We start from the raw sequence: 26112 nt of genomic DNA, 5'->3' as shown, positions 1-26112 counted from the left end.
TAGTAGAGCGACACCAGCGAGTAACTGAGCAACCAGAACGGACGGCCGTGACGACCGTGCACAGCGAATCCTCCACCGAGCGCGTCCCCGGACGGGCCTGGACAGTCCGACTCCACGGGCACAGCGACCGATCTGTCACGGTCACCTGCAGCACCGAGGCCTGCCGAATGCCGCCCCGCTCCAAGGACCTCGCCGGGATGCGGACCTTCGCAGCGCAGCACGCCGCGGCGCACGCGAAGGTGGCCACCATCCGCCCGAACGCCTGGTGCCACTGCGGCTCCCAGCGGTGTGGCGCCCACCCCGACGCCAAGGCGCACTGCGCCGGCGCCGTGGTGATGATCCTGCGCGACGACCCGACCGTACGCCGGGTATGGAGCGTCGAAGAGGTCTGCGAGAGCTGCGCCCCGCTGATCCCCTACGCCACCGTCCTGGCCCGCGCCGCCCGGCCGGCCCGCACCACCGAGCGGCCCGCCGCGAAGACCGCGCAGGTGCCGGCACCCGCGCGGTCGGGCGTCGCGGGCGGCTTCTCCTCGCCCGCCGGCCGCGACCGATGATGCGGCGCCGGTACGGAGCGCTCGCCGCGCATCGCAGCGGCCGCGCCGCCGACGGTCCGGGCGGGGACGCTGAGGTTTGCGGAACCGGGGGCCGGGGCGCGGGACTAACTCCAGTGTGTGGGGCGGCCTTGGCGGAACCGCAGCACCGCCCGGTCCCACACGCCGTCGTCTGCCGGGAGAGCGGCACCGCCTCGTTGCTCCGCTTGCGCGGGTGCGCCAAAGGGGTGATCGACCGGGCCCATGTCCGGCGGAGCGAAGGCCTGCGCCACCGTCTCCCGTTCCGCCCGTAGCCCGGCCGCGGGAAGGCCCAGGGAGGACTCGGGCCGCCTGCTTGATCAGAATTCCGGGTCGTCCAGCAGGGTGTGGGCTCGTCCGTAGTCGCGCAGCTCGATCCTTTCCCACGCCCCGGTCGCCCCGGGCAGTTCGGTGATCAACCGGAGGGTCAGGTCGTCGATCAACTGGGACGCCTGCTGAGGATCACGCTCGGCGGGTTCCCTCAGGGCCGCCATGAAGGGACCGGCAGCGGACGCATCATGCAGGGGGTGGGGGCGCAAGGACCGTCACGCCTGCGTCCAACGAGTATCAGCCGGACAGGCAACGGCCCGGGTCGGAGAGCCCGGGACGGCGGTTCTCGGCGGCGGACCGGCACAGCCCGTCCTCGCAGGCCCCTGCGTCGCCGGATCCCCGCGCTCCGTCCCCGGGCTGTTCCGCATCGGCCCCTTTCACTGTGCCCGTCCCGTCCCACGGGACGCTGCTGCTGATGCTTGGCTGCCGCCTCCCGTGTGGCGGAACCCGGACGGCGGCCGGGGGCGGCGGCCCTCCTCGGTCCGGGCAAGCTGCCGCCAGCCGCCGCCCCGGGCCGCGCGGCGCCCCACCGCCGAGCGAAGGTCCAGGTCCCCTCGATGAGCGAGCAGCGCACCCCCCTCTCCGACGAGTTCCGTACCTGGCTGGCCGAGCGGGGAGAGGACGCGTACGCCCTGGCGTGGGTAGCCAGGGCGAGCCAGCCGGCTGCCTGGACCGATGAGGCACCGCGGGTGGGGGAGAGCGGGATCGCCCGCGCGGGCGCCGATCTGGCGCGCATCACGCTGCAGGAAGTCACCCGCGGGCGGCAGGAGACCCTGCGCCGTTGGCTCCAGCTGGACGACGGAGTGCGGCACCTGGCCATCATCACCGGCGATCCCGGCGATCCCGGCGATCCCGGAGGCCTGCACGAGCATACCCCCGGCGAACTGGCCGCCCAGCTGATGCGCGGCTCGGCCAGCGACGAGGCCCGGCTCACCGACCTGCTGGCCAGCTGGTTCTACCGCCGCAACGCGGAAGCGGTGCAAGGCCTTGAACTCGGGTGGATCGCCGCGGCCGCGGCCTGGACCTGTCACGTGCGCACCCTGGCCAGCTACCCGCCGCCCTCCGTCCTCGCCCTGAGCCTGGAGCGTGCGGGCGAACAGGACGAGTTTACCGAGGACTTGGTGGCTGGCACCGGGTTGAAGATCATCGAACTCCTCGACCGTCTGAAGCGCGCCTACCGCCCCCGTGCCGAGCTGATCGAGGACTGGCACGCCGTGGAATCCCTGTCCGCCGACGTGCCAGCGCTCAACGACATGGCCGACTGGCTGCTCGACCAGATCTTCCTGCGGGATGCGCCTGCACAGCAGTTGCGGGCTGTCCTTGAGCCGGACCTCACCGACTACCTGCGCGACCGGCGCGGCGCCGACGGCTATCCCCTGTGTGTCGCCCTCCCTGCCCTCGATGCGCCGCGCGCCGCGCAGTTCGCCGAGGCCCGCGAGACCGTCCGCGCCTATACCGCCGCCGCGTACGCGGGGCGCGAGCAGGAGGCGCAGCAGCTCCAGGACGCCTTCCCGACCCCGGTCCGGCCCCTGGCCACCAGCGGCCCGGCCGCCGCCTGGCGGCAGAACTCGGCCACCGCGCAGGACGCCGTCGAGGACCTGACCGCGCAGCGCGCCGCGGCCATGGCCGAGGACGGCACCGACTACTTCACCGACCCGGAACTGCTGCACGCCGAGACCTCCTACCTGGCCGCGCGGGAGGGGCAACTGCACCTCATGCACGACGCTCTCGGCCGCCTGGCCTTTCCCGCCCCGGCCCCACGTGACCTGCCCGAGGCGCTCGCCCCGGTCGCCGCCGCGCAGACCCAGCGCCGTGTCATCGAGGCCTTCGGCACGATGGAGCGCGCGACTCAGGCGCTGGACGGCCAGATCCACTACCAGCTCCAGCAGTCGGTCCCCGCTCACCGGCGGACCGTCAGCGGCGCCGAGACCGACCTGCTGTCCCGCACGCGTGCCGCGCTGGAGCACAGCACGGCGGCCGAAGTCCCCTTCGACGAGGGGCACATCCTGGCCCGCCTGCAGCCGGTCATGGCCCGCCCAGCTGTGCCGGCCGACCCGATCCCCGCGGTGCCCGCCACCCAGGACGAGCCCCACACCCGGGCTCTGGAAGCCGACCCCGGTACGTCCGGAGTCCACCGGTGACCTGATTGCTGAGCGCCTCCATCTCCCTGCTGCTGCGCGCGGCCGCCCCGCTCATCCGCCGCGGACTGCCCCACCTGGCCATGGCTGCCATGGCCGCGCTGGTGTGCGTGAGCGCCCTCGCCGCCGGACATGGCCTCGTCTTGGCCGCGCTGTGGCTGCCGGCTCAAGCGGGTCCGCTGGCTGCTGTTCTCGTCGGGCTGCTGGGGCGTTGATCCGCCTGGCCGCCCTCGTCGGCCTGGCGGCGGTGGTTCTGCTCATGCCGCTGGTCGTCACGGCCGACTGCCTGAACCGGCGGCCGGGCGCCAGACGGGACGAGCACCCCACGACGCTCCCGTAGGTGCATAGGGGCGGCGGCTGGCCGGCATGGGTGCCGGTGCGAGCCAGTACCGTAATACCGACCGGATCCGCTGCTGCCTGGAGCTCGAAGTGCCGATCCAAGACGGGCCGCGCCCGAGCTGACCAGCACCGAGGAACCGGCCGTGCGCGTCGTCGCCAACCGCCGCGCGGCGCGGACCTTGCGGTGCGGGGGCAAGACCAGCGTCCCGCTCGCACCGGCTCTGCGCCTGGCCCAGCGTGCCGACGACCGGATCCTCCTCACCGACGTCGGCTCCCAGCGCTGCGCTCTGCCGAGACGTGGGGCGGCAGCGGGCAGGCCTACATCCCGATCCTCATCGACGGTCCGCCGTCCTCCGGATATCCCGCAGGCGAACCGGTCTGGAAAGAGGCCCTGCGCACCCTGGGACTCGTCGCAGGCGACGGCCACACCTGATAGACACCCACGGCCCCCCGGGGGCTCGGGCGCCGCCGTCAGACCCCGCCGGGAAGACCTGCCTGACGGGCCCGGAACAGCGTGGTGATGGTCACCGCGTCGGTGATCCCGCCGGCCAGGGCCATCTGCTCCGCCTCGGCGAAGGCGACGGTGCACACCCTGCGGATGCCGCTGCCGTGCTCGGGGTCACCCACCGCGCCGATACGCGCGGCGTACAGCGACACCGCCTCGGCCAAGATCGCCGGGTCGAGGTGAACCTCGCCCAGGCCGATCAGTTCCGTCGCCGCGGTGCCGAGCTGGTCGTGCAGCTGCCGGGCCGCGTTGTCGGTGTCGGCGACGTCCCTGATTCCCGAGGCCCTCAGGATCTCCCACTGCCAGGTGCGGACAGCATGCCGGAAACGGTCGACGAGCACGACATCGCCGTCAAGCAGCGGGAGCACCGCCACCGGCGGCTCCGGCCGCGCACCAATCAGTCTCAGACGGCGGGCGTGCCGGCCGTCGGGCAGGACCACCGGGTCCTTGAGCACCATCCGCTCCTCGTCACGGTGCAGGACCCGCCCTTCGGCCATCGGCCAGCGCATGATGCCGATCGCGCCGTCGCCAGGCGGGCTGAGGAACCACCGGGGGTGAGTGTCTCGAAGATGCGCATACGCGGACTCGGGGGTGTGGTCCATCAGATCACCGACTTCGGCGGGCAGGGTGAGCAGCGGGCGGGGCAGCGGCACGGCCGGAGTCACGCGGCCGCTCCCCCTCGGCCGAGGGACAGGTCGGCGGCCAGCTCATCGACGGCCGTGTGCGTGACGGGCCCGGTGGCGGTGATCTGCGCCAGGTCGCCGAAGCACTCAAGGCGCCACTTGTCGACCACCCAGCTCGGCGGCCGGTCGAAAGTGACGGACAGCGATCCGGGAAAGCGCCCGGGCCCTGCTCCGGCGCGCCCGAACTGCTCGACGGCGTAGGCCGCCACGCCCTGGCACCGGGCGACCATGGCGGCCACGCCGCCGCGCCCCAGGGAGCGCAGCCGCGTCCACAGCAGCACCGCGGCCAGCCCGCTACCCGAGCTGGCCAGCAGGCGATCGGGGGCTGTCCCGGGCCGCACGGGCGCCCGCTGCCCGCGGCGTACCAGGGAGACCGCCGCCGGAACGGGCAGTCCCAGCAGGCGGTGCCCGGACAGGGTGACGGAGTGCGCGCCGTGCGCGAGGGACCACGCGGGAACCGGTGTGCTGTGTGCGGCCACCAGCGCGCCCGCGGTGGCATCGACATGAACGTGCACGCGTCCGGCCGCCGCCGCGGCGCTCAGCTCGCTCACGTCGTCGACGGCGCCGCGCAGGGGAGTACCGCACGTGGCCACCACGAGCGCGCCCGCCTCGTGCCGCAGCCGCGTCTGCACGCGCAGGTCGTTGGGATCCATCGAGCCGTCCGGCAGCGCCCGGACACCCACGTGGTTCATCCCCGGCAGTTCGCAGGCCGGCACCACGTCGTAGTGAGCCTGCTCGGAGACGTACACGGACGGGGCGGGCAGGCCGCGGCGGGCCACGGCCAGACCGTGCAGGAGAGCGGTCTGGGGCGAGGCCGCCACATGGCCGTCGACCTCCTCGATCGGCGCGCCGGCGAGCGCGGCGAAGTACCGGAGCACCGCCGCCTCGTACTCCCGGGCGCCGTGATCGAAGGGGGTGGCGGCGTAGGAGCCCTGCCGGTGGTCGACGAACAGCGCCAGCAGCGGCGCGAGTTCTGCGGTCACCTGATGGGAGAGGTGGTCGGGAAAACTCAGGAACGGGCGCTCGCCGCCCCGGACCAGGGTGGGCAACAGCCGGTCCAGATGGGAGACGTCGGCCTCGGGCTCGGACGGCTGGTAGCCGATGGCCAGACCCTCGTCGGGCGGATTCGGGGCAGGGCGGGGGCTCACGTCATCGGCTCCATGCGAGTCACTCGGGCGGCAGGTACCACCCCATGTACGCGCATCCGAGGCCGCCTTTGGCCGCCCGTCGCGGGAACGCCCCGCCGGGTGGGACGATGCGCCGCACAACCGGACTGTGCCTCCCGCGCTGCGGACGGTGCCGTTTGCGGAGGTCCGACGCTGTTCCTAAGCTTGTTCTTTTTCTTCTGGCCTCGAACGGCGTCTCGAACTGAGTCCTCACCTGGGGGTTCGCCGGACGTGGGGGCGGCCTTCGTCTGATCCTGTGCTCCGACCAAGGTGCACCGATCAAGACGAAGGCCGTGAGGATGAGTCTGCTGCCTGATGCTGCCCGGAGGGAAGCGTTCGCGGAAGCGTCACGCTTCCGGGGTGAGTTCTACGAGTGCGTGGCCGCTCGGCGCGATGAGTTGTTCGAGCTCGCGGACGCGGTGCTGTGTGCGGACGGTGCGGTGAAGTCCCCGGTGGACTTGACGCTGCTGCCCGAGCACCGTCGTGGGCACGGAGCGATGTACGGCGGCCTGAACCACGGCCGGATCGACACTGGCCGTCTGCGGACGGTGCTGGCCGGCCTGCCGCTGCCGCGTTTCGACAGCGGGCGCCTGGTCCTGGCGGTCGATGTGTCGCCGTGGCTGCGGTCGGACGCGCCGTGCTCGGCGGAGCGCCTGTTCTGCCATGTCTACGGCCGGGCGAAGACCGCGTCGCAGTTCATCCCTGGCTGGCCGTACTCCTTTGTGGCCGCTCTGGAGCCGGGCGCCACGTCTTGGACTGCGATCCTGGACGCGGTCCGGCTCGGCCCTGCGGACGACGCGACCGCCGTCACCGCCGCCCAGCTCCGAGGAGTCGTTGAACGGCTCATCACCGCTGGCCAGTGGCAGGCCGGGAACCCGGACATCGTGATCGTCAGCGATGCCGGCTACGACGTCACCCGCCTGGCCTGGGTCCTGCGCGACCTGCCCGTCGAGCTGGTCGGCCGTGTCCGCTCCGACCGCGTGATGCGCCTGCCGAAGCCACCGCGGATGCCGGGCGTCAACGGCCGACCGCCCAAGCACGGCCCGGAGTTCCGCTTCACCAAGCCGGAGACCTGGCCCGAGCCCGCAATCACCACCGTCACCGACACCACCAACTACGGCAAGGCCGAGACCCAGGCGTGGGACCGGGTGCATCCCCGGCTCACCCACCGCTCCTCCTGGCTCGACCACGACGGCGAACTGCCATTGGTCGAAGGCATGTTGATCCGGTTGAAGGTCGAGCACCTGTCCAAGGACCGGGACGCCCCGCCCGTGTGGTTATGGTCCTCCAAGACCGGCGCCACCCCCGAGGACGTGGACCGCTTCTGGCAGGCATTCCTCCGCAGATTCGACCTGGAGCACACCTTCCGCTTCGCGAAGCAGACCCTCGGCTGGACCAGTCCGAAACTCCGCACTCCCGAGGCGGCGGACCGATGGACCTGGATCCTGATCGTCGCCCACACCCAGCTCCGGCTCGCCCGATCCCTCGCCACCGACCTCCGCCGGCCCTGGGAGAAACCCACCACACCCGACCGGCTCACCCCAGCCCGGGTCCGCCGGGGGTTCCGGAACATCCGCGCACACCTCGCCTGCCCGACCCGAGTTCCCAAACCCCGCGGCACCGGGCCCGGACGGCCACCCGGGGCCAAGAACAAACACCGGGCACCCCGCTACGACGTCGGCAAAACCGTCAAACGCCCCGAGAACCTCAAGGCCATCGGCAAGCCCGGAAGAACCTGGTAGATAAAGAACAAGCTAAGTGTCTGTCTGGAATCCCTAGTCGTCGCCTCTTAGGAACGGAGAGCGTACGGTTTCTGGCCTCTGCTTTGTGTTCTTGGTAGATTTGAGTTGCTGTCACACATACCCAATGCTTCGGCACGTCCCTGTGGGCAGAGAGCATGGCTGATCGGGACTGCACTCGCTGCGGCGTGTGTCGGCCGCACCTCGGCGCGATGCTCACTTTGCTTCTCTCTGTTCGCTGCACGGCGCCCGGTTGGACTCCGTGTAGCTGAGGGTCGGCAGAGGCGTGTGGGCATGCTTTCCAGGCGGCGGAGCCACCGGATGGTCAGCTCATCCTGGCCCACTGCGGGTGGGGTCCTTTGCGGGTGATCCTGCGGGTCATCAGTGTGATGAGTGCCCAGGTCAGATGTGCTTCTGAGTGCTGTGGGAGACGTTCGTAGTCGCGGACGTTACGGCGGGCTTTCATGATCCATCCCAGGGTCCGTTCGACTTTCCAGCGCCTGGGCAGGACGACGAAGCCCTTCGTGCCGCGAGGACGGGAGACCGTTTTGAGGGTCATGTTGAGGAAGCTGCCCGACCAGTTGATGAGCTGGCCGCCGTAGGCGGAGTCGGCCCAGACCTGCGTTATCTGCGGTTGCATGACCCGCAGCCGCCAGAGGAGTTCGCGGGCGGCGTCCCGGTCGCTGGTGTCGGCGGGTGTAACCGTGATCATCACCGGGAGGCCGAGGGTGTCGACGGCGATGTGTCTCTTGCGTCCGTTGATCATCTTCCCGGCATCGAACCCGCGGGTGGCTTTGGAAACGGTCTCGGCGCCTTTGACCGACTGCGAGTCGACGATCAACGTCACTGGCCAGGGGCATCGCCCCTGGCCAGTGCGGATCTGTCGACGGAGTTGATCACGGAGAAAGCCGATGACGCCGCGGCGGTGCCAGGCGGCGAAGTGGTAGTAGACGGTCTGCCAGGGCGGATAGTCAACGGGTAGAGCCCGCCACTTGACGCCATTGTCGACGAGATAGCGGATGGCGTCGACGATGTCGCGGCGTGGCCATTTATCCGGCCGGCCGCCCATCTTGGTCTGGCAGGCCGGCAGGGGAAGCAGCGGTTCGATCAGCGCCCACTCCGCGACTGTGGTGTCGGAGGGATAGCGGCGCCGGCGGGTGGTTGAAGTTGGCATGGGAGGAGGTCCGGAGTCATTTGGAGAGCTGGGCGAGAGTGGCGCGGACACCGGTGAGCTGGGCGGATGCGAGCTGGGCCCACTCATCGTCGGGGTGACGCATCAGGTGCGGGTCGAGCGTCCCCGTGATCAACCGGGTGAGGCGGACCAGGACGAGGCGGAACTGCTTCTTCTCGTATTCGATCCAGTCGGCCGGTTCCTCAGAGAAGAGGTAGCCGTCCTTGCGGCGCCAGATGATCGGGGTGAGATGCTCCGAGGCTCCGACGTCGCGCAAGTGCCGGACCCCGCGGGCGACCTGGGACGGGTAGAGGCGGGTGGCTGCGACCAGCTGTTTGGTCTGGAGCCCTGACGGTCTGGCCTCCATGAGGGAGACCCGGACCAGGTCGCCGTAGTGCTCCGACAATGGCCGGGCCTGACCGGCGCCTCGGAGGCGGCGAGGCATCGCTTCACTCGCCCTTGAGGAGCTGGGTGAGCTGCTCGTCCAGGGTGAACGTGCCTGTCTCCAGCGCAGCTTCCAACCAATCAGCGGCGCCGCGGACCTTGGCGATCAAACGGCGGATCGTCTCGCGTTCGTCGTCGCTGAACTCCTGATCGCGCATGCGTGGAACGAGCCGGCCCAGAGTCGCGACATATTGATGGGCGGAGCCGACCAAGTCGAGGTATTCCATGGTGTGCTCGATCTTGCGGATGGCGGGCATGCGCTCGCGGATCTGCTCGCGGGCCTGCTCGGAGTTGTCGAACTGGGCCCGGTTGACGGTGAAGCGGACGTCATCGTTGCGCATCGCCTGCCGGGCGACCCGGGGACGTTGCAGCAACTCGGAGGTTACCGAAGTCGCGACCTCGTCGTCGCGGGTGAGCTCCTTGACGACCCTGACCCGCTCGGCCGCGGGCATGCTCTTCGCGGTTTCGGGGCGGGAGAGCAGGGACGCGGCCACCTGGACTGCGACGTCGTCATCGCGAGTCAGGTCCACGGCCGCCCGGACCTTCTCCTCGACCGAGACCGGATTGTCGACCTGCTGTCCGACCAGGCGCTTCGCCCCGTCCGTGGTCCACTGCTTGCCACGGGAACGCGGGTTGAAAGGGGCGTCCTCGACCGACACCCACCGTTCTTCATCGTCCTGGATCGAGGCGAGGATCTTATGGACGGTGTGGGAGACGCCGTCCTTGCGCTTCTCCTTCGGCCAGCGCGAGGACACCCACCGCCAGTCCTCAACGGTCTTGCGGGAGACGCCGATGTCGTCGGCGAACAGCTGCAGTGCCTCCTCGACCGTGAACAGATCGTCCGTCCCCTTGGCCACCGACCCTCCCAGCGGTCGCATCGGTTCGATTACCAGAGCCTTGTCACCCAGCGCGAACTGGGCCTTCGTGACCTGAGCGATCAGCTCGCGTGCTTCCGCGACGAGCTCTTCGTAGCGCGTCCGTGAGACGTTCCCGACCCGATCCGAAATGGCGTCACCGCCCTCCTGTCCCGGGCCGGGCCGACCACCGGCGGTGGCCGACTCAGCGGCTCCCCCAGCCCAGTTCATGACCAGAATGAAGCCCTGCGACCTGCTCATGACAGGCGCGAGCCGGAGGCGTGCGGGGCCCATCGACAGCTGGCCGCGCTCCTCTACGAAAGCCCTGTGGCAACCGGTTCACCTGCGGCGTTCGGCTATGGCGTCACGGTGACGGAATCCGGTGACGCCTTCGCCCGCCAGGCTCGCGTCCGACACCGCGACGAACAGAACACCGCCGAGCGACGCAGCTCGACCCCGACCGTCCACCCGCGCCCGCAAACCGGACAGAGCACTCTTTGGCCCCGCTGAATCTCCGCCACCCTCCGGCGGGCGTCCTGCAAGGTTCTCCAGCGTCTTGACCTGCACCTATTCGAACAGAACACCGCTGCCGCCGATTTCGTCGGCGGCAGCGGCACCCCACACTCCGGGCAATACCGGCGCACCATCCCACCCGAACTCATGCACGCCAGCTTCACCACCCTCGGGCCATACGACCAGAGATCTCAGACAGACACTAAGCTTGTTCTTTTTCTTCTGGCCTCGAACGGCGTCTCGAACTGAGTCCTCACCTGGGGGTTCGCCGGACGTGGGGGCGGCCTTCGTCTGATCCTGTGCTCCGACCAAGGTGCACCGATCAAGACGAAGGCCGTGAGGATGAGTCTGCTGCCTGATGCTGCCCGGAGGGAAGCGTTCGCGGAAGCGTCACGCTTCCGGGGTGAGTTCTACGAGTGCGTGGCCGCTCGGCGCGATGAGTTGTTCGAGCTCGCGGACGCGGTGCTGTGTGCGGACGGTGCGGTGAAGTCCCCGGTGGACTTGACGCTGCTGCCCGAGCACCGTCGTGGGCACGGAGCGATGTACGGCGGCCTGAACCACGGCCGGATCGACACTGGCCGTCTGCGGACGGTGCTGGCCGGCCTGCCGCTGCCGCGTTTCGACAGCGGGCGCCTGGTCCTGGCGGTCGATGTGTCGCCGTGGCTGCGGTCGGACGCGCCGTGCTCGGCGGAGCGCCTGTTCTGCCATGTCTACGGCCGGGCGAAGACCGCGTCGCAGTTCATCCCTGGCTGGCCGTACTCCTTTGTGGCCGCTCTGGAGCCGGGCGCCACGTCTTGGACTGCGATCCTGGACGCGGTCCGGCTCGGCCCTGCGGACGACGCGACCGCCGTCACCGCCGCCCAGCTCCGAGGAGTCGTTGAACGGCTCATCACCGCTGGCCAGTGGCAGGCCGGGAACCCGGACATCGTGATCGTCAGCGATGCCGGCTACGACGTCACCCGCCTGGCCTGGGTCCTGCGCGACCTGCCCGTCGAGCTGGTCGGCCGTGTCCGCTCCGACCGCGTGATGCGCCTGCCGAAGCCACCGCGGATGCCGGGCGTCAACGGCCGACCGCCCAAGCACGGCCCGGAGTTCCGCTTCACCAAGCCGGAGACCTGGCCCGAGCCCGCAATCACCACCGTCACCGACACCACCAACTACGGCAAGGCCGAGACCCAGGCGTGGGACCGGGTGCATCCCCGGCTCACCCACCGCTCCTCCTGGCTCGACCACGACGGCGAACTGCCATTGGTCGAAGGCATGTTGATCCGGTTGAAGGTCGAGCACCTGTCCAAGGACCGGGACGCCCCGCCCGTGTGGTTATGGTCCTCCAAGACCGGCGCCACCCCCGAGGACGTGGACCGCTTCTGGCAGGCATTCCTCCGCAGATTCGACCTGGAGCACACCTTCCGCTTCGCGAAGCAGACCCTCGGCTGGACCAGTCCGAAACTCCGCACTCCCGAGGCGGCGGACCGATGGACCTGGATCCTGATCGTCGCCCACACCCAGCTCCGGCTCGCCCGATCCCTCGCCACCGACCTCCGCCGGCCCTGGGAGAAACCCACCACACCCGACCGGCTCACCCCAGCCCGGGTCCGCCGGGGGTTCCGGAACATCCGCGCACACCTCGCCTGCCCGACCCGAGTTCCCAAACCCCGCGGCACCGGGCCCGGACGGCCACCCGGGGCCAAGAACAAACACCGGGCACCCCGCTACGACGTCGGCAAAACCGTCAAACGCCCCGAGAACCTCAAGGCCATCGGCAAGCCCGGAAGAATCTGGTAGATAAAGAACAAGCTAAGCCCGCGGCCGGCTGATCCCGTGTGCGGGGAGAGCGGGGAAGGTCGCGGCCTGGTGCGAGATCTGCATCTGCACCACGCCCAGCGGACAAACCCACGTACTCGCGCTCAGCGTCGAGCAACCCAGCGGGAGACATCGCCCGCTAGTCGATCGGCAACAACGTGCACAGCGGCGGGATCACGCCGCTCTGGAAAGCAGTAGTTACCAGGGCCTCCAGGCCCTCGGGGACCGTTGACTCGCTCGGCTCGGTGCCCTTCCGCTTCATCATCAGGGACATGTTGTAGATGGTGATCTGTGTGCGAAGCAGCCCGGTCGGCACCGGGTGGCCAAGTCGCTGCGTGATGCCGTCCTGAAGGTCGGCAATGGTCCCCGCTTCCGGCATGACTTCGGCGATCGTGTTCACGATGAAGGTGTATCTGGTGTGGATCAGATGCCGGTCTTGGAGGTGAACCTCCAGGGAGGTGCCGTACTCGTTGAGTCGTTCCCTCACCTCGAACCCATCCTTCTCCAGGGCGGCGCGCAGCCGACCCCGTCGCTCTGGCTTGTCCATGGCGTACACCACGACTAGGCCGGTCCAGTTCTCCGTCCGCAGGCAGAACTCATCGAGCTCCAACTGTGCGATGAGTTGGCTCACCCGACCGCAGGCGTCGTTGAGATCTCCGGTATGGACCGGGGCGAGCGAGCTGTCTCCTCGGACGATGTTGTGGGGATACCGACCCGGCTTTGCGAAGAAGTCAACGAGCGTCTTCCCCTCCATACCCACCTCCGGTGGTCGAAGTCTGGGGGTCAGTGTGCACTCCGGCCCGACTGCCGCGGCTAGCTTCTGGACGTCAGCTTAAGCACGCTGGGTGGTCGGCGGATCCAGGCTGAGCTGTCGACCGACATCAGGGCACGCGCGTCCGCATTCACGGGCGACGGTGAGTCGCGCTCGGGTCACCCGTCAGGGACGGCCGCCTTCCTAGCGCGGGCGAGCTGTGCCCGGCTCTCGTAGCGCGGGTCGACGGGGAGGTCGTGAGCGACACGGATGCGACGGAACGTCTCGTCGGATTCGCCGGTGAGTTCGCCGAGTTGGGCCGGTGTGGCGCCGCTACGCAGGCCCTTAAGCCCGATGGCGCGCACGACAGGCTTGAGCTCCCGCTCTGTCTCCTTGGCCTTCTTGTAGCGGGCCAGGGTGCGGGCCTCTTCCTCCGTGGGGGTCCAGTCGCTGCTCATGTAGGCATTGTGACATGCGCCGTAGTCCAATCAGTAGTCCTCGAATGAGCACTCTAGCGCGCCTAACCAGTCCTTAGTTGAGGACTCTTGACAGTCCTCTAGTGTGGACTGCATGATGAGGGCATCGCCAAGCAGAACGGCGAAATAACTCCACAGAGGGCGAATTAGAACCGGGGTAGGGGCGTCGAGAGGCGTACCGGGAATTGACCCGTAGACCCAGACACAGTGGCGAAGCCCCGGGCGAGTGTGGTGATAGAGGAACCCTGCTGACCGTAAACTGTGCGGTCACCCTGGCCGGGCCGGGACGCCGAGAGATCTGGTTGTTGAGTACCAACTCTCGCAAGGCGGATGCCGATGGGGCGCCTGGAATTCAACGGGCGCAAGCGCCGAGTATGGGACGAACTCCGCTCCTACCGCATGACGAAGGTTGATTCGCCCTCTGTGGACCCAAAGGTCCGATCAGGGGGTGACGAGAGTGGAGCAGCGGGACCAGGAGTACGTCATCTGCCCCAAGTGCGACGGCAAGCAGGGCTTCGACATCTACCGCCACGTCCCCCACAAGCGCGTTGGCGGCCTCTGCTACGAGTGCGACGGCTACGGCGTCATCCCCGTCGGCGACGCCGCCGCCTTCCTCCGCCGCCAGCAGGCCGCCGAGGATGCCCGCCTCGCCCGCGAGCAGGCCCGCGTCAACGAGCGCCAGGCCCGGGAGGACGCTGCTCACGCTGCAGCCTTCGACCGCTACGGGGAGGAGTACCGGCTGGTGTACGCGCTCTCCCGCTACGACCACCCGGCCACACTCGGCGCCGTCTTCGACCTCAACGCCTACAGGGACCACGACAAGGCCGCCATGCGCCGTGTACGCGACCGACTTCCGTACATGGTCGAAGCCGCCGGCCTGGATGGACTCGGTCTCGAAGAGATCGAGTGGCTGGTCGCCGAGGGCGAACCGCTCACCGCCGAGGAGCCCGGCTGGTGAGAGTCATGAGCGCCTCGCAATTCCATAACGCCACGATTCGCACCCTCACACCAAACCAGGAGATCTGACCATGAACATCAGCGAGCTCGCCTCCGCCGCGGCCGAGGCCCTCGCCGACCGTGAGTCCACGGGCAAGGCCGTCACCTCCGTCACGGTCGAGACCATCAGGGACGACTCAGGCTGGATCAGCTACGTAGGCACAGCCCTCGTTACCCACCACGATGGCGAGACCCAGACCCTCAACATCCGCGACACCGCGCTCTCTACTGCCCTGGAGCAGCACGCGAACGACGAAGCGGAACTCGGGTCCCCATCGACCATGGTCATTCCGGTCCCGGCTCCCAAGGTCACCCCGAACAATCAGGTCCGCTGCGAAGAGCACCCCGGAGTGCACATCGAAACCGTCGCGTGCCGGTGGCCACACAACGTCCACGCCGACGGAGACGAGCCGCAGGTGGGCCACCCCTACCGCGTCACCGACTAACCAGCCCAATCCGACAGATCGCACGCCATCAAGGAGAAGCCGCAATGACCATTCCCGGATACCCCAAGCGTGCCGCGCGCTGCAAGCACGGCGACCACACACTGCGTCAGGACGCTCCCGACACGGCGTGGGTCGACGCGTTCGACGGTCGGGAGTGCTCGGACGCACCCAACCCGGACGACGGCCCAATGCCGCCCCACGAACCCGGCTCGCCCATCCTCTCGCCGCCTGTGTGGCCCGAGGACGTGACGCCTCGCACCGATCTCGAACCGCCCAAACTGCCCTACATGCCCGGCTGATCTCAGCGGCGATGATCCTCCACCGCTCCGCGGGCCCTTCGTGATGTCTGAAGCGCAACCGTCAACCCGTATGTGTAACCCTATGATCCGGAGGCTCGCGTGCGGGTTTCCGCCCCCCCGGGGCCCAGGATTCCTGAAACCTGCGCGCCTTCTCCTGCTCGGCCGTCAAGGTCCACAAGTCCTATTCCACGGGCTCGACCACGGTCGGCATCGCCTACAAGGGCGACAAGATCAACTACAGTCAGTGGGTGTACCAGCGCGCGACCAAGAAATGGTGGGTGCACGGCACGGTCACCCGCAAGTCCGACCACGCCAAGATCAGAGGCTACGTCGTCTACCAGTGCGCCAACCCGTACAACGCCTGGCCCGCGCCGACCCCGCCGATCCCGAAGTAGCCCCGGCGCCCGGAATGCCGAACCGGGGCGGCCGGCTGCCGTTCACACGCGCAGTCGGCCGACGCCTCCCGGCGCGCGGGAGAAGGCCCCAAGTCGCCGCCGCAGGCCGTGGGAGCCCTACGGCTGAGCGGGGCGTAGCCCGCCCCGAGGTGCGCAGCAGCGAGCCTGCCAGACCGCTTGCGCACCACGTTCTTCGAAAGGGCTCCATGATGATCCGCCGTCTCGCGATTCGCTCGGCCGCCGTCCCCGCTGTCATGGCAGTGGCCGCGGCCGTCGCCCTGACCGTCACCACCACCCCTGCCGCCCACGCCGTCGGCGAGAACAGCCAGTGCACCCACAACTGTTCCAACTTCGGGGCGACCGTGGGCAAGAACGCGTGGAACTACCGCTCCGGCCCCTCCACGGTGACCTGATTCGTCCCCCGCTCGGCCTCCTTTTGAGGAACCGCGGCCGGGGGCGCCTTTCTCGCACCGGCGGCGTGCTGATGAGCCCGCACCACGGTGGAGTCCACCGACACGTCCCAGTCGATCCGGCCGGCGGCATCTTCGGCGGCCTGCACCTTCGAAAGCAACATCTGCCACGTTCCATCCGCTGACCAGCGGCGATGACGCTTATAGACGGTCTCCCACGGCCCATACGTCCACCCTGGACCCAACACCCGACCCACGTCAGGAGATCCAAGAAACAGCGCTTAGCCCTCAGCCAAACTTGCCCCCTTTCGGGCCCCACTCAATGGAACTCGCGCGGCCACAACCCAACGATCCGGCCCGCCTGCACCCGCAGGCGGGCCGTTCTCATGCGCCCAGTCGGCACGCCCGTCAGGCGGTAGAACAACGCCTTCCGCACCCAGCGTCCCGCCTCGCGAACTGCCCGACCAGAAGGACGTGCCACCCCGAGGGATGTACGCACATACCCGCCCTCACCTGGGCCTTCCCGTTCGTACGGTCGGAGACAGCGCGGCGCAGCACGGCCTTGAGCAGCGAGTTGCGGGGCTAACCCGCCCCTGTCCCACGGTTCCGGAGCCAGGCCGCAACCAGGCACCCACCGGTGCGACTGCGGCACCCGTCCACCAGAACAGGACTCCCATGATCAACATGAAGAAGGGCGACGCCCCCGTCGCCCTGCGCAAGACCGCTGGCGTGACCGCCCGCATGACGTGGAGCAGCCACACCGACTACGACCTGCTGGCCATGGTGCTCCGGACCAACGGCGACGTGGAGTACGTCGCTACCTTCGGCGCCCGCGGCGTCCCCGCCCGGTTGAGCACCGCCGACGGCGCCGTCAAGCACCTCGGCGACGTCGGCCGAGAGGCACAGGGCGTGGCTGAGGAGACCATCGAAGTCACCCTCAACGAGTCGATCCGCGCCGTGGTGCCGGTCGCCTACTCTGCCCAGTCCAACGGCACCGGCTCCTTCTACCGCTACCGCGTCACGCTCGAGATCGACAACGGTGTGGCAGGTGATATGGTCGTGATCGCGGCCGAGAACGCCAACAACGACGACCGGGTCTACTCCTGCGTCCCGGGAATGATCGAGAACGCCCAGGACGCCGTGATCATCCACGCGCTGGAACAGTACTCCCGGCGCGGCTCCGAGAACCGGCCGACCGTGCAACTCCGGCGCAGCGGCCTGCTGCGCAAGGGAGCCGAGGCCATCGAAGTCACGATGGACGAAGGCCCGCGCAACTCGTACAAATAGCGGACCTGGCAGGACCCGGCACGGCCCCGCCCGTATCCGAGATCTCCTCGGTTAGCCCCTGGACCCGGTCCCACGCATGGACCGGGTCCAGGGGCTCGTCGCGTTCAGCGGCACACAAACGCCCCGGTAGATCGCGCAGTGGCGCGCTTGCTTACTAGCACCCAACGCCTCCAGTCTCGCCCGCACCCGCCGCGCAATGACCTCCCCGACGGTTCACGCCGCGCCTCGCTGTCCGAGGACGTGGAGTTCTTCCGCCCTCCCACGGACCGTGCCACCTGGGGAGACGTGATCATCTGGAGCCTGTTCGCCATTCGCGAGCGGGAATGCCTGGCCCGAACCGCTCTCGCCCTCCAGCGCCTGGGAGCCGAGGCAGCTGCGTCCATCACCGCCTGGGAGAACGAGCGCGCCCAGCTCATGAACGACGAGGGCCTGGATGCCGACGAGCAGCCGGAGGACGCCTCCTTCCTCGACGACGCCATCCGCCCCTACGAGAAGGACGCCCTGCCCGCACTGCGGGCCCTCGCCGACCTGTCGGCCGGCCGCTGCCCGGTGTGCCAGTTGACCGACTGCGACACCGGGGGCGAACAGCCGATCGCCCCCTGCCACTGCGGCCAGCACCACCCCGCCCACGCGCCCTCGGGCGTGTGCCTCCGGTTCCGCGCTGTCACCCGTTGACCTACTGAGGTTTCCAAGGTGGGGTCGGTGGGTTGATGGCCAGGCCGGTGGCGGTGAGGCATCCGTCGGTCAGGTGGGGTCGGAGTTGGATCCTGCGTAACTCGCGGCGGAGTGTGCGGTCGAGGTCGTCGGGTGTGTCGAAGGCGGTGTTGGCCATGGCCCTGCGCACGAGGGACCAGACGGCCTCGACGGGGTTCAGGTCGGGTGTATACGGCGGAAGCCGGACGCTGGTGAGCCACTTGTGCTCAGTCTCGTACCGCTTCAGCCCCGCGGCCAGGTGGGTATTGAGATTGTCCCAGATCACCACGATGGGACCGCCGAGCTGAATGTGGGCCCTCACCAGCAGGTCCCAGTAGTCCTGCCAGGAGAAGCTCTTTCGTGCTCCTTTCAGGAGCAGATGCTGACGGGGTCGGTAGATGAGTCTGGCGGACTCGCCGGGTTTGTAGCAGCACAGTGCGGCGACCGAGGTCCGGCGGCGGGAGCGGCCGCGCACGCGGATGACGGGTGTGTGCCCGCGTCGTCCCCAGGTGCGGGCACGGGGCGGCGTCATCGCGAATCCGGCTTCGTCCTCGAAGACGATCCACGCCCCGGACGCCGCCGCGAGCCTTTTACCCGGGGCCACACCTCCTCCTTCTTCCAGAGTTCCACCGCGTGTTCGTCGCGTTCGAGTGCTCTGCGGGCGGGTGTCTGCCAGGACCAGCCGTGTCGTTTCAGCAGCCGCCATACCGTCGCCACCGACAGGCTCAGCCGCAGACGACGGCGGATCACCGTCTGGACCCGGGCCAGAGTCCAACGCTCATCGTCGAAGCCGTGCGCTGACGGGCCCTTGCCGAGTTCCTCCTCGAGCACCGCGAACTGGGCATCGGTAACCGTCGGGGAGTTGGCCGGGCCAGCGGAGCGCAAGGCATCCATGCCGCCCTCGTGCCAGGCGCGGCGCCAGCGTTCCACCGACCGCACACTCACCCGCAGGTCCTTCGCGATCACCGCGGTTTTCTCACCCGCCGCGAACCGCTCGCCGGCCTGGAGCCGGATCCTCTCCCGAAACGCCCGACGCTCAGCGGTCAGGCGCCCACCATCCGGATACCGCATCCCACCGGCATACCGCAGGGATCATGAACCGTCACCACCCCGACCACAACCCGAAAAGCTCAGTAACCCGCCCGACATCGCACGGCCGGCCGACCGCGCGGCGCCGCCACGGCAACCGCGCCGCGCGCTCCGCGAAGCGGAGATCCGGCCTGGATCACCGGCCCACCCGCCCTCCGAGCCTGCTCGGTGCGCGGGTGGGCCCTCCTTGCGCCCGGGAGCTGGAGCGCGTAGTTGCGCCGCTCGGACCCGGGCGGCAGACCATTCCCGACAGCCGACCGAGCCGGGCCCGCACCAGGGCCATGGCCCGCCCGGCGCCCCCGCCACCACCCGTGCCGGGGCCCGCCTGTGAGGAATGAGATGCCATGACGAAACCCGCTGCCACTCGCCGCCCCGTCCCCGGACTGTCCCCCGAGCTCGGCCGCCTGCTGAGGGGCGGGGGAGCTGTCGCCCGAGCCACCTGGCAGGGGCGTCCGGAAGAAGGACTACCGCCGGTGCCGCGACTGCGGCGGCCCGGCTGGCTGGGCCAGGTCCGTATCTCCGGGAGCACACCGACCCCTGTGAGGTTCAGGCCGGAACCGAAAGGGTCACCGACTAGCGCACGGCCTACACCGCCCACGGAGGCAAGGAACCGGTCGCGAACGAATACTTCGGCCTTTCCCGGGGACCTGTTCGATCCCGACGACGGCCGTGCCCTGGATCGCGCGGCGGACACCATCGCCCACCTGCCGGTGGTGCTGCCCAGCGGTCTCTACGACGGAATGGAGGACGGACTCGCCCGCACCGAGCCGCAGCCCGGGGCGAGCGATGACGGCTGGTCCCTGATCGAGGCGTACGTCCGGCTCGGCCTGGTCCCCCCTGCCAACGTCCTGTACCTCCCGCACATCCCGGACCCCACCCGTCCCGAGCGGCTGACCGCCTACGTGGTCGCGGCGTACCTGCGTGCAGCCTGCCACCCCAAATGACCGGACGACTGCGGAGCGACGGCCGGATGCTGCGTCGGCTCCTATCCCAACCCCGTACCCCGGCCGCGTAGCCGACAGTACGGTGCGCCCGCGCTCGGCCCGCGCCCCATTCGCGGGCCTGGCGCGTTCCACTCGCCGTCTCTTGCGCCGCTTGCTACGTTCGCAGCGACCGTGCCGCCTCGCAGGGTCCGCGCCCGCGCACCGCCCTGGAGAGTCATCGGCCCGGTGCCCAGTAGCGGGGCGAAGGCCGCCGAGAAGGGAGTAGGAATGAAGTCTGTCAGCGAGGTCGATTTCCTGGCCGACCGCGCGCACGCCGGCCAGGTCGACAAGATCGGCGTGCCCTACATCGAGCACGTCCGCGCAGTGGCCGCTGGGCTCGCCCCGTTGGGGGACGAGCTGGTTAAGGCGGGCTTGCTGCACGACATCCTGGAAGACACCGACTGGACCGCTGAAAGGCTCCATGAGGCCGGGATCCCGGCACGGGTTGTCGAGATCGTCGAGGCGGTGACCAACGTGCCCGGAATGCCATATGAGGAAAAGATCGGACGCATCGCTGCCGATCCGCAGGCGGCCCTGGTGAAGATCGCCGATAATGCGCACAACTCCCGCCCAGATCGGGCCGCGCAGCTGCCATCGGACAAGCGGGAGCGTCTCGCCGCGAAGTACCGTTCCGCGAGGGCCCAGTTGTGGCCGAATGCGCGCCCCGATGACATCGAGGCGATCGTCCGCATTGTCAACCCGTCGCTGCTCGCCGAGCTGAGCGAGCATGTCGTGGCGCTGGACGGACGCCCTTCCGCAGGAGGCGTTGTACCCCGTCCGTGACGATTGATCGACAGCCGCAAACCCGTACGCGAGACCTCACGATTCGGGGCCTGGCGTACGGGTTCCTGTGGCCAGGCGTCCTGGATTCCTCAAACCTGCTCGCCTTCCCACGCGCACTCGACAAGGCCGAGGTACGCGCGTCCGAGGCCGCTCGCCTGTACGGACGCTGGGAACGACACTCCAACGCGCGCCCCTACCTGGCCGGCATGCCACCGCGCCAACGCCAAGCGCACGCGCGCGACTTCCGCGCCGCAGCGTTTCAGGTGGTGATCGATACCCTCCTCTACCCGCCGAACACCGTCCCCCAGACACAGAGCGGCCTCCCGCCCTGGGCACAGGTCTACCCACTGGCCGCAGGAATCGCCCACTACTACTGGTTCAATCCCACCGCCGAGGCCAACCCCGACGAGAGCGCACGCATCCTCGCCGCAGCCGACCGCCGTCACGCCACCGCGGCGGCAACCCCGGCGCAACGAGGTCCCGCAGCGGCGTAACAGGGAGTTGCCCGCCTAACCAGCTGCCACGGCACGGTCCGACCACCGGCCACACCCGGCCCGGCCCACCCCGCCGCCTCTCGGAAGAGACAGCCATGGCACCCAACACCCCCCGCACCAGCGGAACAGCGCTGGCCGCCCACAACCGAGCACTGCTCACCGACTTCATCAACCGCTGCACCACCGTCACGACCTGCCAGCGCAGCGAGGAGTCGCTCCTCGGCATCCTGCGCGACCAGATGGAAGCCACCTTGGCCGAGCTGGAGGCACCCGAGGAGCAGCACCTGTCCTGGACCGGCGAGGTCTCCCTTCCCGGCAAGCAGCCCGGCCCGACGGTCGTCCGCCTCACCGACTCGCTCGGACACGCCTACGCACTCGGCCTCGACGAGGATCTGCGCGAGGCTCTCGGACTGTTGCTGGTCGAGCCCAGTGACCCCGATGAGGTCGCGGCCGAGAACGCCGACTACGACGAGCAGGACGGTCCACTCCTCGAAGACGAGACGGCCGAGGCCCTCTTCAGCTATCTCGTCTCCGAATCCGAGGAATGGCAGTCCGGCGCCGCCCACCAGATCCACGCCCGAAGCGAACCGGAGGCCTTGGACTACCTCCTGGCTCACGGGCCGCTGCGCCCGGACGAGACCAAAACGCTGGTCACCGCGATCCGCCTCCTTCACCCGGACCGATTCGGCCCCGCCGCATGAACGGCCACCCGATTCCGCGTTCACCCACCGCGCCGACGGCCCGCGCCCGACCGCACGGGCCGCCTGCGCGCCACATCACGAGGACGACAACGATGACCGACATCTCCGCGAACGCCTCTCCTTCGCCCTACCAGCGCGATCTGCTGATCGCCGCACTGCAGGACCACGCTCGTCGGCTGCCGGCCGACGCCAAGGGCGCGACGCTCGACCTCATGCGCCGCCGGCAGTGGATTCGCGAACACCGAGCCGACGGCCGCCTCCTGGGCACCAGCACCGGACACACCGGGTTCACCCACTTCCGCCTCTCTCACCTGGGCATCCGCACAGCGAGGAAGTACCAGAGGATCCAGCTCACCAGAACCCATGCTGTCGGCACGATCGCCGCCTACCGGCCTGCCTCCACCAGGCACCACAAGGACATCGTCGCCGTCCAGAGCCGGCCCGACGCCGACGGCAGCGTAGAGGTGCTCAGTAGCCAGCACCGCAGGCTGATCACCGTCGCACTCACGGACCTCCTGCCCGCACCCCCCACGGCAGTGGCACCGGGAGAGCTCACCAACGCGTGGGCAGTCATGGACCAGCGGGGCACCTGGCTGCTCATCGTGGAGGGCGATACCCACAGCGCCGCCCGCCGAGCCGCCGCTCAGGTTCCGGATGCCAGGGCCCGCTCCCAGAGCACCGGTGGTTTCCTATACCGCCGTCTGCGCAGCAGCGAGATCCCCAGCACCTTCGCTGAACTGCACGCTGCCGCACGGCGCAGCGCCTGACCGCTCCCCCCTGACCGATGGCCCGCCCAGCGTCCCGCGCTGGGCGGGCCATCACCAGTCACCAGGGAGTTGCGGGGCTAGCCCGGCCCGGTCGCACGATCCACCTCACCAGCCGCACACAAGGTCCGTGCGGTGCAGTCACGTTGATACCGCCATGAGGGGAACACTCCATGAACAAGGCGCAGCTGATCGAAGCCGTCGCAGAGAAGTTGGGTGGCCGCCAGCAGGCCACCGACGCCGTCGACAACGTGCTCGACGCGATCGTCCGAGCCGTCGTCAACGGCGAGCGCGTCTCGGTCACTGGCTTCGGCTCGTTCGAGAAGGTCGACCGCCCGGCCCGATACGCCAGGAACCCGCAGACTGGCGAGCGGGTGCGCGTCAAGAAGACCTCCGTGCCCCGCTTCCGCGCGGGTCAGGGCTTCAAGGATCTGGTCTCGGGCTCGAAGAAGCTCAAGAAGAACACCCTCGCGGTGAAGAAGGCCCCCAAGGGCAGCCTGACCCGCGCCGCCTAGACCAGCCGCGATCCGGCCTCGGCGCCCCGGTCTCCGGACCGGGGCGCCGAGGCCTTCGCGGTTCAACCACGATAGGTCAGGCCCCCGGCCAGGCAGAGCCGCTTGGTGAATTGACCCGGTTATTCCCCTCTCGTCCAGGGTCCAGGTCCCGACAGACGAAGGAGCAATGGCCATGCCTGCCACAGAAAACCGACGAAGCGACGAGCCCGCCTTCACCTGGCACCTCGCCCTCGGCGAGACCATCGACCGCGCCGAACTCCACGACCGCTACGGCGGAAGAATCCACCCGCGCATCAGCCCCTCGCGAACGACCCAGAACGTCTTCCTGTTCACGACGCCCGCCGGCATCTTCGACGGCTGGACCGGCGAACACGTGCACTTCACCGGAGAGGGGGGCAGCACAGGAACAGATCAGGTACCCACCAACGGCAACAAGTCCGTCCTGCACCATCGCACCGAAGACCGCACCCTGCGGCTGTTCCGTCAGCGGCCCGACTCCATGGCCGTGACCTACCTGGGACACCTCCACCTGGACAGCGATCGCCCCTACGTATGGGCCGACGCACCCTGCGACTCTCGCAGACCCCTCGAGATCGCCCGCCGCCTCGTATTCCGCCTCCGCCCCGTGTTCAGCCTGCCACCCGCCGCGCTGCCCGCCGCCCCCTCGATCGCCTCGACCCCGCAGGTCAGCAGGGAGTCTGCCCCGCCTCTCCTTCCGGACCCGAGCCCCGCGCAGCGAGCCGCAGCCAATCTGCTCGCCGCCTACGGGCGGTACCTTCGAGCGGTCCAAGGCACCGATCTGGTCCACTACCGCGTACGGCCGGCGGGTGCCCTGACAGAACTCTCCGCCCATCACGACACCGCCCGCAACGAACTCGTCGCGGTCCGCCCGACGCTCGCTCGCGGCGCCATCTGGGCCGCCCTGGGAGAACTCCAGGACCTGAAGCGGTTCATGGACCCGCGTCCCGATCGTGCCGTGCTGCTGCCCAGCGAGCCGGACACCGATCTGGCCGATCTGTTGCAGCAGGCGAACGTAGCCGCGATCTGGCCGCTGGACCACTACCTGTTCGCGCGCACCCAGTCGCCGAGCCACAGCAGCGAGCGGTAGACCTCAACCCCGTCCGATACGGACACCCCGCGCACCCCACCCAGGGCCCGCCCCCGTGCCGTCGAACCTGCCGGGAGCGGGCCCTGACGGCGTCCCAGCCGGGCCCGCGAACCTGTGCCCCGTTGGCCCTTGCCAGCCTCACCTCGAGCAGGGTTGCGGGGCTAGACGCCCAGCGAGTGAGTGTGGCGGAGCTGGACCGGCCCCGCGCCGCGTGGCACCTCTCCTCCCTCTCAGCGGGATTCGGTCCAGATCGTTGCGCAGCCCACCCCACCGCCTTCTCACCGCCGAGACCGGATCCCTGATCCCGCCGTCCGGCGTCCGCGAAGGGCTCGGGCGCTGGCATGGCACCGAGACAGCACCGTGGCCCGCGGCCGGGCTGTCTCACCGACTGCCTCCTGCACCGCACACCACCCCCTCCGAAATCCCTGGACTCGTGGAGTGCCCCATCATGGCCACCGACTGGCTCCTCTCGCAGAACGCCGGATTCCGTCGCCTGGTCGAACCGAACCCGCCCGCCAACTTCACGCCAACTTCAAGTTCGTCTACACCCGAGGCGGAAAGGAAGACTTCCTGATCGACCCCAGCCGGGACCGCGACGCGGACGTGTTCCCCACCCTCGCGGACCTGGATGCGGCCGGATACTCCTCCCAGGCCGCCTCCGACCTCCTGGCCGTACACGGCCCGCCCCGCGTCGGCATGGCGGCCAACCGCTACCGCAAGGACCTGACCGCGTCCTTCGGCGAGCTACAGCGACGACAGGATGCCGAGACTGCCGCCCGACGCGCCAGCCAGCAGTCCAAGGCCCGCGCCTCCCGCTGATTCGAGGTCAACACCCGACCCACCACAGGCCCGCCCTGCGCCGCTACTCCGGCCAGGGCGGGCCAACTGCTTCCCCCGCCGAGGCGCCGGGCAACCCCGACATCGGTTGCCTGACTAACCCTCACCGCGGCCAGCGTCAGCCTCCGCAGCGCAAGCAACCGCGACGCGCTCTGACCAAAGAGGACTCCCTGTGCAGTTCCTGATCACTGACGACCACCGCCGCATCCTGGCCGCCATCGACGTCCCCGAAACACCCGACGGAGAAGCGGCCAACATCGGCATCGAACGCGCCGACCGGCCGGACCTGCTCTACGTCGGCGCAGACCTGTACGGGGACGGAACCGTCAGCGTCGGCCACTGGCCCCAGGGCGAGGAATGGGAAAGCCTCGTGCGCACCGACGGCGTGCCCGACCCATGCGGCCACACCACCCCGGCGCACCCCGCGGAGCCGACCTACACTCGCGCCCAGGTCGAGCAGGCTCTCCGAGCTGCGGAGGCTCAATTGACGCCCTCCACTGGTTCGACGAAACATCTGGGTGCGCTCGTCCGGGCCACGCTCGACCTTCTTGCGACGCAGGCCACCTGATCCCGGCTCGCCGCCGCAGCGCACGCACCCGGCTGTCGAGCACTGCATACCGCTCACCTCCTGGACCCGCTTCCGCGCCGTGACCCACGCGGAAGCGGGTCCTGCGGCGTAGTCGGGCCCGGCGTGAGCCGTACGCGGCCGCTTGCGCGGCTAACTCCCTGCCGCGCCACTGTCTCTACCGCCGGGCCGACCGCACGCCTATCACGTGCGCAACCGGACCGGCCCGCTCCTCCGCCCGCTCAAACGCCTCGCGCCGCGGTCCA

The 26112-nt window shown here is 69.4% G+C and carries 31 protein-coding genes and 2 pseudogenes; 22 read left to right on the top strand and 11 right to left on the bottom strand.

The genetic code is table 11. The features are described from left to right. The first annotated feature begins 197 nt into the window (after positions 1 to 197). Entirely contained in the window at positions 198 to 554 is a 357-nt protein-coding gene (locus ACFYMP_RS28740) for a hypothetical protein (RefSeq protein WP_388863036.1), read from the top strand. A 335-nt stretch (positions 555 to 889) separates the two neighbouring features. On the opposite strand, the gene ACFYMP_RS28735 is transcribed toward ACFYMP_RS28740, so the two are convergent. Beyond that, positions 890 to 1063, bottom strand: a complete 174-nt coding sequence (locus tag ACFYMP_RS28735; protein WP_388863034.1) for a hypothetical protein — start codon at positions 1061 to 1063, stop codon at positions 890 to 892. 393 nt (positions 1064 to 1456) lie between these two features. On the opposite strand from ACFYMP_RS28735, the gene ACFYMP_RS28730 reads away from it, so the two are divergent. From ACFYMP_RS28730 to ACFYMP_RS28720, 3 genes are read left to right on the top strand one after another with little or no spacing between them, the layout of a single operon-like run. Then, complete coding sequence (locus ACFYMP_RS28730; protein ID WP_388863032.1) at positions 1457 to 3040, top strand: hypothetical protein; 1584 nt, start codon at positions 1457 to 1459, stop codon at positions 3038 to 3040. Positions 3041 to 3045: 5 nt separating this feature from the next. After that, positions 3046 to 3252, top strand: a complete 207-nt coding sequence (locus tag ACFYMP_RS28725) for a hypothetical protein (RefSeq protein WP_388863030.1) — start codon at positions 3046 to 3048, stop codon at positions 3250 to 3252. Continuing rightward, on the top strand, positions 3249 to 3377 hold the full coding sequence (locus ACFYMP_RS28720; RefSeq protein ID WP_388863028.1) for a hypothetical protein: 129 nt from the start codon (positions 3249 to 3251) through the stop codon (positions 3375 to 3377). Before ACFYMP_RS28725 ends, ACFYMP_RS28720 begins: the two co-directional genes overlap by 4 nt. 470 nt (positions 3378 to 3847) lie before the next feature. Here the strand turns inward: ACFYMP_RS28720 and ACFYMP_RS28715 are convergent, their stop codons facing one another. Beyond that, positions 3848 to 4546, bottom strand: a complete 699-nt coding sequence (locus tag ACFYMP_RS28715) for an NUDIX hydrolase (RefSeq protein ID WP_388863026.1) — start codon at positions 4544 to 4546, stop codon at positions 3848 to 3850. Beyond that, positions 4543 to 5712 carry a pyridoxal-dependent decarboxylase gene (locus ACFYMP_RS28710; protein WP_388863024.1) on the bottom strand — a complete coding sequence of 390 codons (1170 nt, stop codon included), beginning with the start codon at positions 5710 to 5712 and terminating at the stop codon, positions 4543 to 4545. The genes ACFYMP_RS28715 and ACFYMP_RS28710 overlap by 4 nt, the downstream gene beginning before the upstream one ends. A gap of 317 nt (positions 5713 to 6029) precedes the next feature. Here ACFYMP_RS28710 and ACFYMP_RS28705 point away from each other — a divergent pair, with 317 nt between their 5' ends. Beyond that, positions 6030 to 7472 carry an NF041680 family putative transposase gene (locus ACFYMP_RS28705; protein WP_388863022.1) on the top strand — a complete coding sequence of 481 codons (1443 nt, stop codon included), beginning with the start codon at positions 6030 to 6032 and terminating at the stop codon, positions 7470 to 7472. A 322-nt stretch (positions 7473 to 7794) separates the two neighbouring features. Here the strand turns inward: ACFYMP_RS28705 and ACFYMP_RS28700 are convergent, their stop codons facing one another. From ACFYMP_RS28700 to ACFYMP_RS28690, 3 genes are read right to left on the bottom strand one after another with little or no spacing between them, the layout of a single operon-like run. After that, positions 7795 to 8643 carry an IS5 family transposase gene (locus ACFYMP_RS28700; protein ID WP_388863020.1) on the bottom strand — a complete coding sequence of 283 codons (849 nt, stop codon included), beginning with the start codon at positions 8641 to 8643 and terminating at the stop codon, positions 7795 to 7797. Positions 8644 to 8659: 16 nt separating this feature from the next. After that, positions 8660 to 9046: a hypothetical protein gene (locus tag ACFYMP_RS28695; protein WP_388863019.1), complete on the bottom strand. Its 387-nt coding sequence runs from the start codon at positions 9044 to 9046 to the stop codon at positions 8660 to 8662. 43 nt (positions 9047 to 9089) lie between these two features. Continuing rightward, positions 9090 to 10199 carry a DUF6192 family protein gene (locus ACFYMP_RS28690; RefSeq protein ID WP_388863017.1) on the bottom strand — a complete coding sequence of 370 codons (1110 nt, stop codon included), beginning with the start codon at positions 10197 to 10199 and terminating at the stop codon, positions 9090 to 9092. Between the two features lie 594 nt (positions 10200 to 10793). Here ACFYMP_RS28690 and ACFYMP_RS28685 point away from each other — a divergent pair. Next, complete coding sequence (locus tag ACFYMP_RS28685) at positions 10794 to 12236, top strand: NF041680 family putative transposase (protein ID WP_388863015.1); 1443 nt, start codon at positions 10794 to 10796, stop codon at positions 12234 to 12236. 157 nt (positions 12237 to 12393) lie between these two features. Here ACFYMP_RS28685 and ACFYMP_RS28680 read toward each other — a convergent pair whose 3' ends face one another. Continuing rightward, on the bottom strand, positions 12394 to 13008 hold the full coding sequence (locus ACFYMP_RS28680; protein ID WP_388863013.1) for a hypothetical protein: 615 nt from the start codon (positions 13006 to 13008) through the stop codon (positions 12394 to 12396). Positions 13009 to 13184: 176 nt separating this feature from the next. Then, positions 13185 to 13463, bottom strand: a complete 279-nt coding sequence (locus ACFYMP_RS28675; RefSeq protein WP_388863011.1) for a hypothetical protein — start codon at positions 13461 to 13463, stop codon at positions 13185 to 13187. A 466-nt stretch (positions 13464 to 13929) separates the two neighbouring features. Between ACFYMP_RS28675 and ACFYMP_RS28670 the strand changes: the two genes are divergently transcribed. From ACFYMP_RS28670 to ACFYMP_RS28650, 5 genes are all read left to right on the top strand, one after another. Further along, on the top strand, positions 13930 to 14439 hold the full coding sequence (locus ACFYMP_RS28670) for a hypothetical protein (RefSeq protein WP_388863009.1): 510 nt from the start codon (positions 13930 to 13932) through the stop codon (positions 14437 to 14439). Positions 14440 to 14509: 70 nt separating this feature from the next. Next, on the top strand, positions 14510 to 14923 hold the full coding sequence (locus ACFYMP_RS28665; protein WP_388863008.1) for a hypothetical protein: 414 nt from the start codon (positions 14510 to 14512) through the stop codon (positions 14921 to 14923). Positions 14924 to 14967: 44 nt separating this feature from the next. Beyond that, a complete protein-coding gene (locus tag ACFYMP_RS28660; RefSeq protein ID WP_388863006.1) occupies positions 14968 to 15222 on the top strand; it encodes a hypothetical protein in 255 nt (84 codons plus the stop codon). Positions 15223 to 15470: 248 nt separating this feature from the next. Beyond that, positions 15471 to 15617, top strand: coding sequence for a hypothetical protein (locus ACFYMP_RS28655; RefSeq protein WP_388863004.1), 147 nt, complete (start codon positions 15471 to 15473; stop codon positions 15615 to 15617). 206 nt (positions 15618 to 15823) lie between these two features. After that, complete coding sequence (locus tag ACFYMP_RS28650) at positions 15824 to 16030, top strand: hypothetical protein (protein ID WP_388863003.1); 207 nt, start codon at positions 15824 to 15826, stop codon at positions 16028 to 16030. A gap of 47 nt (positions 16031 to 16077) precedes the next feature. Here the strand turns inward: ACFYMP_RS28650 and ACFYMP_RS28645 are convergent. Further along, positions 16078 to 16254, bottom strand: a pseudogene (locus ACFYMP_RS28645) (IS5/IS1182 family transposase); the annotation flags it as partial. A gap of 448 nt (positions 16255 to 16702) precedes the next feature. Between ACFYMP_RS28645 and ACFYMP_RS28640 the strand changes: the two are divergent. Together ACFYMP_RS28640 and ACFYMP_RS28635 are read left to right on the top strand one after the other, a co-directional pair. After that, positions 16703 to 17314, top strand: coding sequence for a hypothetical protein (locus tag ACFYMP_RS28640; RefSeq protein ID WP_388863001.1), 612 nt, complete (start codon positions 16703 to 16705; stop codon positions 17312 to 17314). Positions 17315 to 17461: 147 nt separating this feature from the next. Then, the gene (locus tag ACFYMP_RS28635; RefSeq protein ID WP_388862999.1) at positions 17462 to 17989 is read left to right on the top strand and encodes a hypothetical protein; all 528 of its coding nucleotides are present in this window, start codon (positions 17462 to 17464) and stop codon (positions 17987 to 17989) included. Between the two features lies 1 nt (position 17990). On the opposite strand, the gene ACFYMP_RS28630 is transcribed toward ACFYMP_RS28635, so the two are convergent. Further along, the gene (locus tag ACFYMP_RS28630; protein ID WP_388863099.1) at positions 17991 to 18539 is read right to left on the bottom strand and encodes a transposase; all 549 of its coding nucleotides are present in this window, start codon (positions 18537 to 18539) and stop codon (positions 17991 to 17993) included. Further along, complete coding sequence (locus tag ACFYMP_RS28625) at positions 18536 to 19078, bottom strand: winged helix-turn-helix domain-containing protein (protein WP_388862997.1); 543 nt, start codon at positions 19076 to 19078, stop codon at positions 18536 to 18538. Before ACFYMP_RS28625 ends, ACFYMP_RS28630 begins: the two co-directional genes overlap by 4 nt. Positions 19079 to 19806: 728 nt before the next feature. On the opposite strand from ACFYMP_RS28625, the gene ACFYMP_RS28620 reads away from it, so the two are divergent. The 9 genes and pseudogenes from ACFYMP_RS28620 to ACFYMP_RS28580 all read left to right on the top strand — a co-directional run bounded on the left by ACFYMP_RS28620 (position 19807) and on the right by ACFYMP_RS28580 (position 25849). Continuing rightward, the gene (locus tag ACFYMP_RS28620) at positions 19807 to 20040 is read left to right on the top strand and encodes a hypothetical protein (RefSeq protein WP_388862995.1); all 234 of its coding nucleotides are present in this window, start codon (positions 19807 to 19809) and stop codon (positions 20038 to 20040) included. A 267-nt stretch (positions 20041 to 20307) separates the two neighbouring features. Further along, entirely contained in the window at positions 20308 to 20862 is a 555-nt protein-coding gene (locus ACFYMP_RS28615) for an HD domain-containing protein (RefSeq protein WP_388862993.1), read from the top strand. Then, the gene (locus ACFYMP_RS28610; RefSeq protein ID WP_388862991.1) at positions 20859 to 21356 is read left to right on the top strand and encodes a hypothetical protein; all 498 of its coding nucleotides are present in this window, start codon (positions 20859 to 20861) and stop codon (positions 21354 to 21356) included. The genes ACFYMP_RS28615 and ACFYMP_RS28610 overlap by 4 nt, the downstream gene beginning before the upstream one ends. 95 nt (positions 21357 to 21451) lie before the next feature. Next, positions 21452 to 22057 carry a hypothetical protein gene (locus tag ACFYMP_RS28605; RefSeq protein ID WP_388862989.1) on the top strand — a complete coding sequence of 202 codons (606 nt, stop codon included), beginning with the start codon at positions 21452 to 21454 and terminating at the stop codon, positions 22055 to 22057. 92 nt (positions 22058 to 22149) lie between these two features. Continuing rightward, positions 22150 to 22824 (top strand): hypothetical protein, encoded by a 675-nt coding sequence (locus tag ACFYMP_RS28600; RefSeq protein WP_388862987.1) that lies wholly within the window; start codon positions 22150 to 22152, stop codon positions 22822 to 22824. A gap of 170 nt (positions 22825 to 22994) precedes the next feature. Then, positions 22995 to 23324, top strand: a pseudogene (locus ACFYMP_RS28595) (HU family DNA-binding protein); the annotation flags it as partial. A gap of 184 nt (positions 23325 to 23508) precedes the next feature. Continuing rightward, positions 23509 to 24444 (top strand): hypothetical protein, encoded by a 936-nt coding sequence (locus ACFYMP_RS28590; RefSeq protein ID WP_388862985.1) that lies wholly within the window; start codon positions 23509 to 23511, stop codon positions 24442 to 24444. A 180-nt stretch (positions 24445 to 24624) separates the two neighbouring features. Continuing rightward, complete coding sequence (locus tag ACFYMP_RS28585) at positions 24625 to 25263, top strand: hypothetical protein (protein WP_388862983.1); 639 nt, start codon at positions 24625 to 24627, stop codon at positions 25261 to 25263. Between the two features lie 190 nt (positions 25264 to 25453). Further along, complete coding sequence (locus tag ACFYMP_RS28580) at positions 25454 to 25849, top strand: hypothetical protein (RefSeq protein WP_388862981.1); 396 nt, start codon at positions 25454 to 25456, stop codon at positions 25847 to 25849. Positions 25850 to 26112: the final 263 nt, after the last annotated feature.

This window comes from Streptomyces sp. NPDC007088 (assembly GCF_042869355.1).
GTDB lineage: Bacteria > Actinomycetota > Actinomycetes > Streptomycetales > Streptomycetaceae > Streptomyces.
Note: the sequence above shows the minus strand (reverse complement) of the source record. Positions and strands in the feature narration are given on the sequence as shown.